Annotated in this window: 15 protein-coding genes; 11 read left to right on the top strand and 4 right to left on the bottom strand. The window is 42.7% G+C overall.

The window, feature by feature from the left end; all coding sequences use genetic code 11:
• Positions 1 to 72 precede the first annotated feature (72 nt).
• The 9 genes from mtrB (at position 73) to H8706_RS01450 (ending at position 7,687) form a co-directional block, all read left to right on the top strand.
• A complete protein-coding gene (gene mtrB / locus H8706_RS01490; RefSeq protein WP_262431214.1) occupies positions 73 to 285 on the top strand; it encodes a trp RNA-binding attenuation protein MtrB in 213 nt (70 codons plus the stop codon).
• Between the two features lie 43 nt (positions 286 to 328).
• On the top strand, positions 329 to 1,297 hold the full coding sequence (gene pfkA / locus H8706_RS01485) for a 6-phosphofructokinase (protein WP_178348499.1): 969 nt from the start codon (positions 329 to 331) through the stop codon (positions 1,295 to 1,297).
• 22 nt (positions 1,298 to 1,319) lie between these two features.
• Complete coding sequence (locus tag H8706_RS01480) at positions 1,320 to 1,877, top strand: CDP-alcohol phosphatidyltransferase family protein (RefSeq protein WP_178348498.1); 558 nt, start codon at positions 1,320 to 1,322, stop codon at positions 1,875 to 1,877.
• A gap of 2 nt (positions 1,878 to 1,879) precedes the next feature.
• Positions 1,880 to 2,059: a hypothetical protein gene (locus H8706_RS01475; RefSeq protein WP_178348497.1), complete on the top strand. Its 180-nt coding sequence runs from the start codon at positions 1,880 to 1,882 to the stop codon at positions 2,057 to 2,059.
• Positions 2,060 to 2,099: 40 nt separating this feature from the next.
• Positions 2,100 to 4,727 carry a valine--tRNA ligase gene (locus H8706_RS01470; protein WP_262431213.1) on the top strand — a complete coding sequence of 876 codons (2,628 nt, stop codon included), beginning with the start codon at positions 2,100 to 2,102 and terminating at the stop codon, positions 4,725 to 4,727.
• A 52-nt stretch (positions 4,728 to 4,779) separates the two neighbouring features.
• Entirely contained in the window at positions 4,780 to 6,054 is a 1,275-nt protein-coding gene (locus H8706_RS01465; RefSeq protein ID WP_262431212.1) for a bifunctional folylpolyglutamate synthase/dihydrofolate synthase, read from the top strand.
• 115 nt (positions 6,055 to 6,169) lie between these two features.
• Positions 6,170 to 6,514, top strand: a complete 345-nt coding sequence (locus H8706_RS01460; protein ID WP_262431211.1) for an STAS domain-containing protein — start codon at positions 6,170 to 6,172, stop codon at positions 6,512 to 6,514.
• Between the two features lie 2 nt (positions 6,515 to 6,516).
• The gene (gene spoIIAB, locus H8706_RS01455; protein ID WP_262431210.1) at positions 6,517 to 6,948 is read left to right on the top strand and encodes an anti-sigma F factor; all 432 of its coding nucleotides are present in this window, start codon (positions 6,517 to 6,519) and stop codon (positions 6,946 to 6,948) included.
• Between the two features lie 16 nt (positions 6,949 to 6,964).
• Positions 6,965 to 7,687 (top strand): SigF/SigG family RNA polymerase sporulation sigma factor, encoded by a 723-nt coding sequence (locus H8706_RS01450; RefSeq protein WP_262431209.1) that lies wholly within the window; start codon positions 6,965 to 6,967, stop codon positions 7,685 to 7,687.
• Positions 7,688 to 7,897: 210 nt separating this feature from the next.
• Here the strand turns inward: H8706_RS01450 and ruvB are convergent, their stop codons facing one another.
• From ruvB to ruvC, 3 genes are read right to left on the bottom strand one after another with little or no spacing between them, the layout of a single operon-like run.
• Positions 7,898 to 8,905: a Holliday junction branch migration DNA helicase RuvB gene (gene ruvB / locus H8706_RS01445; RefSeq protein WP_178348492.1), complete on the bottom strand. Its 1,008-nt coding sequence runs from the start codon at positions 8,903 to 8,905 to the stop codon at positions 7,898 to 7,900.
• 18 nt (positions 8,906 to 8,923) lie between these two features.
• Positions 8,924 to 9,532 (bottom strand): Holliday junction branch migration protein RuvA, encoded by a 609-nt coding sequence (gene ruvA / locus H8706_RS01440; RefSeq protein ID WP_178348491.1) that lies wholly within the window; start codon positions 9,530 to 9,532, stop codon positions 8,924 to 8,926.
• Between the two features lie 10 nt (positions 9,533 to 9,542).
• Positions 9,543 to 10,034 carry a crossover junction endodeoxyribonuclease RuvC gene (gene ruvC / locus H8706_RS01435; protein WP_178348490.1) on the bottom strand — a complete coding sequence of 164 codons (492 nt, stop codon included), beginning with the start codon at positions 10,032 to 10,034 and terminating at the stop codon, positions 9,543 to 9,545.
• 181 nt (positions 10,035 to 10,215) lie between these two features.
• On the opposite strand from ruvC, the gene H8706_RS01430 reads away from it, so the two are divergent.
• Positions 10,216 to 11,433, top strand: a complete 1,218-nt coding sequence (locus H8706_RS01430) for an argininosuccinate synthase (RefSeq protein ID WP_262431208.1) — start codon at positions 10,216 to 10,218, stop codon at positions 11,431 to 11,433.
• 49 nt (positions 11,434 to 11,482) lie between these two features.
• On the opposite strand, the gene H8706_RS01425 is transcribed toward H8706_RS01430, so the two are convergent.
• Complete coding sequence (locus H8706_RS01425; protein ID WP_262431207.1) at positions 11,483 to 12,061, bottom strand: phosphatase PAP2 family protein; 579 nt, start codon at positions 12,059 to 12,061, stop codon at positions 11,483 to 11,485.
• Between the two features lie 167 nt (positions 12,062 to 12,228).
• Between H8706_RS01425 and H8706_RS01420 the strand changes: the two genes are divergently transcribed.
• A complete protein-coding gene (locus tag H8706_RS01420) occupies positions 12,229 to 13,479 on the top strand; it encodes a D-alanyl-D-alanine carboxypeptidase family protein (RefSeq protein WP_262431206.1) in 1,251 nt (416 codons plus the stop codon).
• Positions 13,480 to 13,509 lie beyond the last annotated feature (30 nt).

Below are 13,509 nucleotides of genomic sequence, written 5' to 3'. Positions count from 1 at the left end.
CTGTTGATTTTTTTTAGAAAATGTTGTAAAATTATAGAATATAGTGATTTTTTAGATTGGAGAATTACGAAAATGGATAATTTTGATTATGTAGTTGTCAAAGCGCTCAAAGACGGCGTGAGCATTACGGGTCTTACAAGCGGACGCGACACGAAATTTCATCACACCGAAATGCTTTCGGAGGGCGAGGTTTTCATTGCACAGTTTACCGAAACCACAACCGCTATGAAAGTTAAAGGCAATGCCGTAATTTATACAAAACACGGCGAAATTACCACACGTTAAAAAATTTTCTGTTTAATATGCAGGCTGAAAGGAAATGATGACAATGAAAGAGATTAAAACTATCGGCGTACTTACTTCGGGCGGCGACGCACCCGGTATGAACGCGGCTATAAGAGCGGTTGCACGCGGTGCAATGTGCCACGGTATGAAAGTTATGGGTGTAAGACGCGGTTACCACGGTCTTTTGAGAGGCGAAATCGAGGAGCTTAATTCGCGTTCCGTTTCTGATATTCTTCAAAGGGGCGGTACATTTTTGCAGACCGCGAGAAGCAAAAGCTTTGCAACCGAAGAGGGCATAAAAAAAGCGGTTGAAGTTGCAAGAATTTTCGGTATTGACGCGCTTGTGGTTATCGGCGGCGACGGTTCGTATAAAGGTGCAAGAGCGCTTGCAAATGCGGGATTGCCCACTATCGGCATTCCCGGAACAATCGATAACGACATAGGCTGCACCGAATACACAATCGGTTACGATACGGCGCTTAATACCGCTATGCAGGCGATTGACAAAATCAGAGATACTGCGTCCAGCCACGAAAGATGCTCGGTTGTTGAGGTTATGGGCAGAAATGCAGGATATATCCCCGTTAACCTTGCGGTTGCAAACGGTGCGGAGGCGGTTATTATCCCCGAGGCTCCTTACGATTTGGACGAAATCAAGAAAACCGTTATAGAGGGCAGAAACAGAGGCAAATCGCATTACATTATCGTTGTTTCCGAGGGCGTAGGCGAAACATTTGAGCTTTGCAAAAACATCGAAGAGGCAACGGGAATTGAAACGAGAGCAACCGTTCTCGGTTACGTTCAGCGCGGAGGAAGCCCCACGCTTATCGACAGAGTTACCGCTACAAAAATGGGAAGTTATGCTGCCGACCTTCTTGCAAACGGTACGATTAACCGCATAATTGCACAGCAGAACGGAAAAATTGTTGATATAGAAATTAACGAAGCACTTGAAATGACCAAAAATATCGAGCCTGAAATGCTTGAATTGGTTAAGAAAATGTCAATCTGACAAATTTTAAGGTGGGAATTTTTTGACTATACCTAATATTCTTACAACGATAAGATTTTTGCTTGTTCCCGTTTTCCCGATTGTGTATTTTTCGGGAATGGAAAACGCACATTTTACGGCGCTTTGCATATTTGTTTTTGCAATGCTTCTCGATGTTGCGGACGGATTTATAGCACGAAAATTCAATATGATTACGGCGCTCGGCAAAATGCTTGATCCCGCGGCGGACAAATGTATGGTTATAACCGTCGTTGCAACCCTTGTTGCAACGGGAAATTTAAGCGGTTGGTTTTTGTATTTTGTGCTGGTAAAAGAGCTTGTTATGATTTTTTCGGGCAGTTTTATTTACAAAAAGGAAAAAATCATCATTCCGTCAAACTTTTTCGGCAAGCTTGCGGCGTTTTTAACGTTTTTGCTGTTGGTGGACGCAATGTGCCTCGGAAAATTTATAGATATTTTCTCGGTAGTTGTGGTCATTTCAATGGCGTGCGCGTTTATAACGTACTGCATAAGTTTTGTCACGGTTAAGGCAAATCAAGTGTCGCAAAATACAAATTCAAACAAAAACACGGGAGTGTGACTATGAAAATTTTAGCTTTCGTTCTTCTTGTAATCGGAGCGGTTATTTCGTACGGTGCAAAAAAAATCGTTGAAGATGTTATAAAAAAGGACGATACAGACAAAAAATATACAGGTATGGTTAAACTGGCAGGCTTTGTTCTGGTGCTTATCGGAGCAATAATAATATTTAAAATCGGATAGGCAGCAAAGACTGTCTTTCGGCTAGGGAGGATTTTTAAAAGTGAAAGAAATCGCAAAGGTATACAATCCGCAGGAGGTTGAGGACAGAATATACTCAAACTGGGTTGATAAAAAATATTTCAGCGCTAAAGCGGATCCCGATAAAAAACCGTTTACTATCGTTATTCCGCCCCCGAATGTAACAGGTCAGCTACATATGGGACACGCGCTTGACGAAACACTTCAGGATATTTTGATAAGATACAAACGTATGATGGGTTATTCCGCGCTTTGGATTCCCGGAACAGACCATGCAGGTATCGCCACGCAGATTAAAGTTGAGGAAACTTTAAGAAACGAGCAGGGAATTACACGTTACGATTTGGGACGCGAAAAATTCCTTGAAAAAGTTTGGGACTGGAAAAAATTATACGGTTCGAGAATTATAAATCAGCTTAAAAAACTCGGCTCGTCGTGCGACTGGGACAGAGAACGCTTTACTATGGACGAGGGTTGTTCCAAAGCTGTGCGCGAGGTTTTTGTAAACCTTTACAATAAAGGTTTTATCTATCAGGGTTCGAGAATTATAAACTGGTGTCCGCACTGCACAACCGCACTTTCGGACGCGGAGGTTGAATACACCGAGCAGGAAGGTCATTTCTGGCACATCAAGTATCCAGTTAAGGACAGCGACGAGTATGTTATAATTGCGACAACACGTCCCGAAACGCTCCTAGGCGATACTGCCGTTGCGGTTCATCCCGATGACGAAAGATACAAAAATTTAGTCGGAAAAATGCTTATTCTTCCGCTTGTTAACCGTGAAATTCCCGTTATCGCGGACGAATACGTTGACAAAGATTTCGGTACAGGCGCGGTTAAAATTACGCCTGCGCACGACCCGAACGATTTTGAAGTCGGTTTAAGACACAATCTTGAACAGATTAAGGTTTTGAACGACGACGCAACCATAAATTCGTACGGCGGAAAATACGAGGGTATGGACCGCTACGAGGCGCGCAAAGCGATGGTTGACGATTTGGATAAACTCGGTCTTTTGGTAAAAGTTGAGGAACACAAGCACAATGTAGGTCAGTGCTACCGCTGCTCGACGACCGTTGAGCCGATAACATCAAAACAGTGGTTTGTTAAAATGGCGCCCCTTGCAAAAGAGGCAATCAGAGTCGTAAAAGACAAAGAAGTTAAATTTGTTCCCGACAGTTTTTCAAAAATATATCTTAACTGGATGGAAAATATCCACGACTGGTGCATTTCGCGTCAGCTTTGGTGGGGACATAGAATACCGGCATTCTACTGCGACAAATGCGGTGAAACGGTTGTATCGAAAACCGACGTTGACGTATGCCCCAAATGCGGGGGTCATATGACGCAGGACGAGGACGTTCTTGATACCTGGTTCAGCTCGGCGCTCTGGCCGTTCTCAACGCTCGGCTGGCCCGAAAAAACCGAAGATTTGGACTATTTCTATCCCACAAGCGTGCTTGTTACGGGTTACGACATAATTTTCTTCTGGGTTGCCCGTATGATTTTCTCGGCGTGCGAACACACAGGAAAAGCGCCGTTTGAACACGTGTTCATTCACGGTATTGTCCGCGACAGTCAGGGCAGAAAGATGTCAAAATCGCTCGGCAACGGCATTGACCCGTTAAAGGTTATCGAGCAGTACGGCGCGGACGCGCTCCGATTTACACTCGTAACGGGAAATTCGCCCGGAAATGATATGCGTTATTACGAGTCGAGAGTTGAGGCAAACAGAAACTTTGCAAATAAAATCTGGAATGCGTCGAGATTTTTGCTTATGAATTTGAGCATTGACAAAATCGAACTTCCGAGCCTTGACGACCTCAAAATTGAAGATAAATGGATTTTAAGCAAGTATAACAAGCTTGTTAAAGCGGTGTCGGCAAACCTCGAAAAGTTTGAACTCGGCGTTGCCGCGGCAAAGCTTTACGACTTTATCTGGGACGATTACTGCGACTGGTATATTGAGCTTGTAAAACCGCGTCTTTACGAAAAAGACGGCAAATCTTACGAAACCGCGCAGAGCGTGCTTGCATATGTTTTGGTTAACACGTTAAAACTTTTGCACCCATTTATGCCGTTTATAACAGAAGAAATTTTCACGCATCTTCCCACGGGCGAAGAAAGCATTATGATTTCTAAATGGCCCGAGGCGAGCGAGAAATTCTCGTTCGACAAAGAGGAAGAACAGATGGAAAACATTATGGAGGCTATAAAGAGCATAAGAAACGTAAGAACCAAAATGAATGTTGTTCCGTCGAGAAGAGCAAAAGTATTTATCGTTACCGATAAGCCCGAAATTTTCAAAGGCTGTGAAGTGTTCTTTGAAAAGCTCGCGTCAAGCCTTGAAACCGTCGTTGCGGAAAATGAGGACGGCATACCCGAAAACGCGGTTACAACCGTTGTTGACAACGCGAAAATATTTATTCCGTTCGGCGATTTGGTTGATATTTCCGCCGAAAAAGAACGTCTTAAAAAGGAAAAAGAACATCTTTTGTCCGAAATAAAGCGCGTTGAGGGCAAACTCGGCAATGCCGGATTTGTGGCAAAAGCACCTCAAAAGGTTGTTGACGAAGAAAAGGCTAAGGGCGAAAAATACAAAGAAATGCTCGCAAAGGTTGAAGAAAGCCTTAAAAATTTAGAATAAATTAAAATCTTGCAAAGGACGGATTTTCCGTCCTTTTGTAATTGGAGTTAAAATGACAAACGCAGAAAAATACATTCATTCCTTGAGCAAATTCGGCAAAAAATCGGGACTTGACAACATAACGAGGCTTCTTGAAAAGCTCGGAAATCCGCAGGACAAGCTTAAATTTGTGCATATTGCAGGCACAAACGGAAAAGGCTCGGTGTCGGCTTTTGTGTCGCAGATTTTGATTGAGTCGGGCTGTATGACGGGACTTTTCACGTCGCCGTTTATCGAGGTTTTCAACGAACGTATAAAAATTAACAATCAAAATATTTCGGACGAAGATTTGGAGCGGTGCGTCGGCACTGTGCGCAGTGCGGTTGACGTTTTAAAGTCGGAGGGCGATTATTTTCCCATTGAATTTGAGGTAATCACCGCCGCGGCATTTTTGTATTTTGCCGATCAAAAGTGTGATGTTGTTGTGCTTGAAGTCGGACTCGGCGGACGGCTCGACTGCACCAACGTTGTCAAAAATCCGCTTGTGTGCGCGGTTTGCTCAATAAGTTTTGACCACACAAAATATCTCGGTGACACAATCGAAAAAATCGCCGCCGAAAAGTGCGGAATTATAAAGCAAAATTCGCGTGTTGCGGTGTATAAAATGCTTGATAAAGACGCGGAAAAAGTAGTGCATGAAACGGTCAAAAATACCAATTCACATCTTGTAAATCACCAAAAATTAAATATAATCAAAAGCGGAATTGTCAGCGTTTTTGACTATGGAATTTACAAAAATTTAAAAATAAATCTCTGCGGTGTCCACCAGATTTACAATGCGGTTTTGGCGCTTGACATTGCGGAATGTATAAAAGACAAGTTTGGCATAAGCGAGGAAAATATCAGGCGCGGACTTGAAAATGCACGATGGATTTGCAGATTTGAAATTTTTGAAAAAGGAGCGGACAAGCCCGATTTTATAATCGACGGTGCGCACAATTATGACGGAGTTTTAAAGCTTTGCGATACTGCAAAATCCGTTTTGCGCGGTAAAAAAATTGTTGCCGTTTTTGGTATGCTCAACGAAAAAGATTATGAAAAATCGCTTGAAGAAATATGCAGAATTTCGGATGAACTTATAATTACAAGCGTGCCGAGCGTGCGCCAGACAAGCTTTGAAGAAATTTATAAAACGGCGAAAATGTATAAAAAAGATACCGTATTTATTGAGGATAATTTTGATGCGATAGAGTATGCCGTAAGCTCGAAAAACGGCGTTTTTTCAGTGCTTATCGCAGGTTCGCTCTACCTTGCCGGAAACGTGCGGAAATTTGTCGAAAACTTTTGATACATTCGACAAAACTAGTTGTTTTTCATCAAAGGAATAGGACAGGCTTTATAGAATATTAAAGATGAAACTAAAAAGGTTTCATCTTTTTTTGTGCACATAAGGGGGGAATTTTATGCAGATAATTTTTCAGGCAAAAGACAAAACGCTGATTGTAAAGCTTATCGGTGAGCTTGACCACCACGTTGCGGGCGGTGTGAAGGAACGGATTGATAAAAAAATTACGTCTTCCAATCTTACAAATCTGGTATTCGATTTTTCGGCGCTTTCGTTTATGGACAGCTCGGGCATCGGCGTTGTGATAGGGAGGTACAAACTTGTAAAATCACTGGGCGGACGCACGGTTATAGTGTCAAATACAAAGTCGCTCGACAGGCTTTTGAATATTGCCGGGATTAAAAAAATAATCAGCGTCGAGAGTGACATTGACGGCGCGTTCAGCGCACTTGAGGAGGGTTAAAAATGAGGGAAAACAGTGCAAAAATTACGGTTATGTCAAGGTCGGAAAACGAATCGTTTGTCCGTGCGGCGGTGTCAGCATTTGTGTCACAGCTTGACCCGACTCTTGAAGAGCTTGCCGACATAAAAACCGCGGTATCGGAGGCGGTGACAAACTCGATTGTTCACGGATACGCCGAGAAAAAAGGCGACATCATGATTGATATATACATAAAGGACGACAAGGTTAAAATCACCGTCACTGACAACGGCTGCGGAATTGCGGATGTGAAAGAGGCTATGCAGCCGCTTTTTACAACCAACACCGACGGCGAACGCTCGGGAATGGGATTTACTGTTATGGAAACCTTTATGGATAATATCAGCGTTAATTCCATTGTTGACGTCGGCACAAAGGTGACAATGGAAAAAACCATTGGTTTGAGGACGCTTTGAATCGGGGGTTAAAATATTGGCAAATGATATTAAAGACCTTATCAAACGCGCAAAAAACGGTGACAAAGAGGCGGAAAACGAAATTTTAAACGGGAATATTGCACTTGTGTGGAGCGTTGCGCGCAAATTTTCCAACCGCGGTTACGATTTAGACGATATTTTTCAAATCGGGTGTATCGGCATATTAAAGGCGATAAAGAACTTTGATTTAAGCTATGACGTGCGTTTTTCAACCTATGCCGTTCCGCTTATTATGGGCGAAATCAAGCGTTTTTTGCGTGACGACGGAATTATCAAAGTGAGCAGACGTTTAAAGGAAATTGCACAGAAAGCAAAAATTACAAAAGAAATTTTGGAAAAAGAATTAAACCGCGAGGCGAAATTGTCGGAAATCGCCGAAAGAATAGGGGAGTTGCCGAGCGATTTGGCGGTTGCGCTGGAGGCGAACGTTGCCCCCGAATCACTTTACAGAGAGTTTAACGATGGTGACAAATCGGGCGGTTATCTTATTGACAAAATCGCGAACAACATCGACACCGAGGAAGAAATTTTAGACAAAATTTCACTTGGCGAGGCAATCAAAGCCTTGGACGAAAGAGAAAGAAAAATTATAATGCTTCGCTACTTTAGGGGAAAAACACAGAGTGAAATTGCAAGTGTGATAGGCATTTCGCAGGTGCAGGTGTCGCGCCTTGAAAAGAAGATTTTATTGCGTATGAAAGAAAAAATGACAGGCTGAACCTAACAAAAGATTATGCAGGATTTGCGGATGAAAATTGCCGAGAGATACAAAAGCCGTGAGTGCATTGCGTCGTACAATATTATGAATGAGCCGTACAACGGACGGAAAAATATCTTTCCACCAAGAATTTCACCCTAAATTCTGCAATGAAAGAGTGTTTTAACTAAAAGAAACGGACTGAATTCTATATAAATTCAGTCCGTTTTGCTATTCTTTGTCAAACGGTATGCCGAAATGGTCGTATGCCGATTTTGTAACGACTCTTCCCCGCGGTGTGCGGTTTATAAACCCGAGCTGAAGAAGGTACGGCTCGTAAACGTCTTCAATGGTGTTTGCGTCCTCGCCGATTGTTGCGGCAAGTGTGTCAAGCCCGACAGGTCCTCCTCCGAAATTTTTAATCATAGATTTAATCATATTTGCGTCGGTGGAGTCGAGTCCGATTTTGTCAACCTCGATTTTTTCAAGCGCAAGCTGTGCGATTTTTTTTGTAACGACGCCGTCGCCGTAAACCTGACCGAAATCGCGCACGCGTTTTAAAAGACGGTTTGCAATTCGCGGTGTACCGCGCGAACGCGAGGCAATTTCAAATGCGCCGTCGGTGTCGATTTCAACGCCGAGAATTTTGGCACTGCGCTCAACGATTTCTTTAAGCTGTTCGTTTGTGTATAGTTCAAGACGCGCAAGAACACCGAAACGGTCGCGCAGAGGCGAGGTAATTCTGCCTGCCTTTGTCGTTGCGCCGATAAGCGTAAATTTCGGCAAATCAAGCCTTATTGAGCGTGCGCTCGGACCTTTTCCGATGATAATATCAAGCGAAAAGTCCTCCATTGCGGGATAGAGAATTTCTTCAACACTCGCGCTCAAACGGTGGATTTCGTCGATAAACAAAACGTCGTGTTCGGCAAGGTTTGTAAGAATACCTGCCAAATCGCCGGGCTTTTCAATCGCAGGACCGCTGGTAATCCTGATATTTACGCCCATTTCATTTGCGATAATGTTTGAAAGCGTGGTTTTTCCGAGTCCCGGCGGACCGTACAAAAGAACGTGGTCGAGCGCCTCGTTTCGGCTTTTTGCCGCCTGTATGTAAACCGACAAATTTTCTTTAATTTTGTCTTGACCGACGTATTCTTCGAGATGTTTCGGTCTTAAACTTGTTTCCAAGTCAACATCTTCGTCAATAAAATCGGATGTGACAATTCTTTCGTTAAAATCCATTTTATTTTCCTTTCATTGCTATATTAACGCTTTTAATGCAGATTTTATAATTTCTTCGGTGTCGGTAAGGTCGGGTGACGCTTTTGCGACCGCGCGTTCCGCCTCAAATTTTGAATATCCCAAAACCATAAGCGCGCTGACTGCCTCGCTGCGTGCATCGTTTGCAATAAATTCAGCCTCCTCCGCGGATTTTTCCTGCGGTGATGCAATGAGCTCCTCGTTTTTGATTTTGTCTTTTAATTCGAGAATAATCCTCTGTGCGGTTTTTGGTCCTATTCCCGATGCCTTTTTAATTGACGCAACGTCATTTGTAACAAGGCTTACCGCTAGTTTTGACGGCGTGAGCGACGACAAAATGGCTATTGCGCCTTTTGCTCCCACTCCCGAAACCGATATGAGAAGCTCGAACATATTTAGCTCCTCCTGCGACGAGAAGCCGTACAAGTCCATAATTCCTTCTTTAATGTATAGATATGTATAAAATGTGACGGGTGAATTTTCTTCGCTCGCTGAAATGCTCTGCAAAGTCGTTGCCGAGGTGTAAACCTTAAATCCAATTCCCGAAACCTCGATAACGGCAAAATTCTGTCCTTTCTGCGTCAAATATCCTTTTAAATAGCTAAACATAAAAATCCCCTTAAAAATCCAATTTTGCGTTCATTCTGAATGAATGAGCGTGGCATACCGCGATTGCAAGCGCGTCTGCGGTGTCGTCGGGTTTGGGCACTTTTTCAAGATTTAAAAGCATTTTTGTCATTTGCTGAACCTGTTTTTTCTCGGCCCTGCCGTATCCGACAACCGCCTGTTTAACCTGAAGCGGTGTATATTCGTAAATTTCAAGATTTGTATTCGCCGCGGCAAGATAGGGCATAGCGCGCCCTTGCGCAACGTTTATGACGGTTTTTGCGTTGTTGTTGTAAAAAAGTTCCTCAATGGCTATGCAGTCGGGTTTGTGCTTTCTTATAATTTCAATAACGCCGTCGTATATGATTTTTAATCTGTCTTTTAATTTCATTCCCGCGGGCGTGGTGATTGCACCGTAGTCGATAACCTTAAATTTGTTACCTCTATATTCTATCACACCATAGCCCACAATTGCAATACCCGGGTCAATTCCAAGAATAATCATTTTAATATTTTGCATATTATGCGGTATACATATGTATAAAATGTATATTTATGCCTATTATGCACCTTTCTTTTTATAAAAAATTGTATAATATACACGATTTTGCGGATTTGCTATTGAAATACCGAAAATTTAATGTATAATATACTTATATTTTAACATAAATTGGAGGAAAATCAAGATGGCAAAAGAAAAAGTTGTATTAGCGTACTCCGGCGGACTTGACACATCGATTATAATCCACTGGTTAATTGAAAACTATGACTACGAAGTTATTGCGGTTTGCGGCGACGTCGGACAGGGCAAAGAAACCGAAGGTCTTGAAGAAAGAGCAAAAAAAGCAGGCGCATCAAAATTATATATTGCAGATTTAAAAGAGGAATATGTTAAAGATTACATTTTCCCAACACTCAAAGCAGGCGCGGTTTACGAGGGCAAATATCTCCTCGGCACATCGCACGCACGTCCGATTATCGCGAAAAAGCTTGTTGAAATTGCGAAAAAAGAGGGCGCGGTTGCAATCTGCCACGGCGCAACGGGCAAAGGAAACGACCAGGTTAGGTTTGAACTTACCATTAAAGCACTTGCTCCCGAGCTTAAAATTATCGCACCCTGGAGGGTTTGGGACATCAAATCGAGGGAGGACGCGGTTGACTATGCAGAGAAAAACGGCATAGAAATCCCCGTTACAAAGAAAGATTTGTATTCGCGCGACCGCAACGTTTGGCATATCAGCCACGAGGGTATGGATTTGGAAGATCCTTGGAACGAGCCCCAGCTTGACAATTTGTTGAAGCTTACAACTCCGCCCGAGAAAGCTCCCGACACACCCAAATACATCACTGTCGGATTTGAAAAAGGTGAACCCGTTTCAATCGACGGCAAAAACTATTCTCCGCTCGCACTCGTTGAAGAACTTAACAAAATCGGCGGTGAATACGGCATAGGCATTGCAGACATTGTTGAGGACAGGCTTGTAGGTATGAAATCGCGCGGTGTATATGAAACTCCGGGCGGAACGATCCTCTATGCGGCGCACGACGAGCTTGAATATCTCTGCCTTGACAGGGATACACAGGCGTTTAAACGTCAGGCGGCTATCAAATTTGCAGAGCTTGTTTATGACGGAAAATGGTTCACACCGCTCCGTGAGGCGCTTTCTGCATTTGTTGATTCAACACAGCAGACAGTTACCGGTGAAGTTAAGCTTAAACTTTACAAAGGTCACATTTCTCCTGCCGGTGCAAAATCGAAATATTCGCTTTATAATGAGGATATTGCGTCGTTCGGCGACAGCCACGAGCTTTACAGCCACAAGGACGCTGAAGGATTTATCAATCTGTTCGGTTTGCCTCTTAAAGTTAGGGCGCTTATGAACGAGAAAAACAAAAATAACTAAAAAAATTAAACGGGACGTTTTAACGTCCCGTTTTTTAATACAATTTCGCTTATTCGTTTTTTATATTTTTACCGTGTGAAAATTTTTCAATAATTTTTGCCGACACAATTCCGTCGATAACGCCGAGAATGAGTGCAAACAGCACGTCGGTGGGGTAGTGCACGTAAAGATAAAGCCGTGAAAATGCAATTAAAACTGAAAGTACAAACATTGCAGAAACTATTATTTTACTGTCGAATATACACTTTTCCGCTGTGTTTTTTCGTCTTATGTAACACATCAAATATGCGGTTGACGCGGAAAACGACGCCATTGTATGCCCTGACGGGAACGAATAATCGGTCGGTGCGTCGATTAAAAGCTTTATCAGCGGATTATGTGTAAACGGACGCGTCCGCGCAATCAGCGGTTTTAATGTTATGTTGCATACAACGAGCATAATTATCAGCGATACTGCCATATATAAGCCGTATTTGCGCGGTTTTTTCATCATAAGAAGCACAAGTGTGAAAATTATCCACACAATACCGCCGTTGCCGAGCGCGGAAATTTTCGGCATAACAATATCAAAAAATCCGCATTTGAAATGTGCCTGAATAAAGTCTAAAATTGAAAGTTCAAAACTCAAAAAAATCACTCCTATGTGAAAGTATAACATTATTTCCTTGTGTGCGCAAGCATAAAATTTGTAAAAAGTTTTAAAACAATATTACAAAATAAAATTTTTTCTTGTAATGACGCGAAAAATGTGGTATTATAGCATTGGTTTTAATACATATTTACGGAGGACGTTCGATGAAAAAAAGGATTTTATCTTTCCTTTTTATATTTTTAATAGTTTTTTCGCTCTTTCCGCAGGCTCTTTGCGCTCCCGACATCAGCGTGGAGTCCGATTCTGCGATTTTGTTTGACGTCGATCAAAATTCGGTTTTGTTTGAAAAAGAGGCGAACAAAAAGATGCACCCGGCGAGCATAACAAAGGTTATGACGCTTTTGCTCGCTGCGGAAAACTGCAATTTTGACGATAAGTTAACGGTAGACAACACTTGTCTGCTCGGTATGCCGTCCGATGCGATTATCGCGGATTTCAGACAGGGCGAAGAAGTCACCGTCAAAGATTTGTTTATGGCGGCATATTTGCGTTCGGCAAACGACGCGGCGGTGCTTTTGGCATGCAGAGTAAGCGGTTCGGTTGACAAATTTGTTGAGCTTATGAACGCGCGTGCGAAAGAGCTCGGCGCGGCAAATACGCATTTTACAAATCCGACGGGACTTACCGACGACAATCATTACACAACCGCATACGATATGATGCTTATTACCAAGGCGGCGGTGCAGAACGAAAAGCTTATGAGCGTTGCCTCCGAGGTAAAATATACACTTCACAAAAACAACGTCCGTGCCGAGGACTTGGAAATGTCCACAGGTCACAGAATGATGGACAAAGACACTGCGCAGTATTATCAGGGTGTTATTTTCGGCAAAACGGGCTTTACAAATGCGGCGCGTTCAACGCTTGTTACCGCGGCGAAAAAAGACGACCGTTGCCTTGTTGTTGTGACGCTCGGGCACGACAACAAATTTAAACAGTACAATGACGTAAAAACTTTGCTTGATTATGGTTTCGGAAGTTTTTACAGGTTTGTTATAAGCAAAGACGATTTAAAAGGTATGGTTAAGCTTAAAAAAAGCGAGTATGCCGACATTAAAAATGATTTTGTGATAATTTTGCCGACCGATGTTAAGCGTGAGGCGCTGACGCAGAGCGTTGACGTTGTGAACGGTGAAATTTTTCTGACGCTCAAAGGCAGCGAGAATGACGTAACCCAGAAAGTCGGCGTTGTTGCGGAAAACAGCGGAGGTTTCGGTGCTGCGGTTCTGCGTTTTATAAAGCTTATCTTTATGATTTTGATTTATCTGATAATTATTTTTATTGTGCTTTTTATAATTTTGCTTTTCTATATAAACAGGCGCAACAAAAAGCGGATAGCCGAGAAGAAAAAGAAAGAACGCATAAAGTCGAACTACAAATATTATAATATGTAAATTCCCCGAAAGGAAAGATAAATTCTGACT

Origin of the sequence: Qingrenia yutianensis (assembly GCF_014385105.1) — a bacterium.
GTDB lineage: Bacteria > Bacillota > Clostridia > UMGS1810 > UMGS1810 > Qingrenia > Qingrenia yutianensis.
This window is presented reverse-complemented; position numbering and strand designations above follow the sequence as displayed.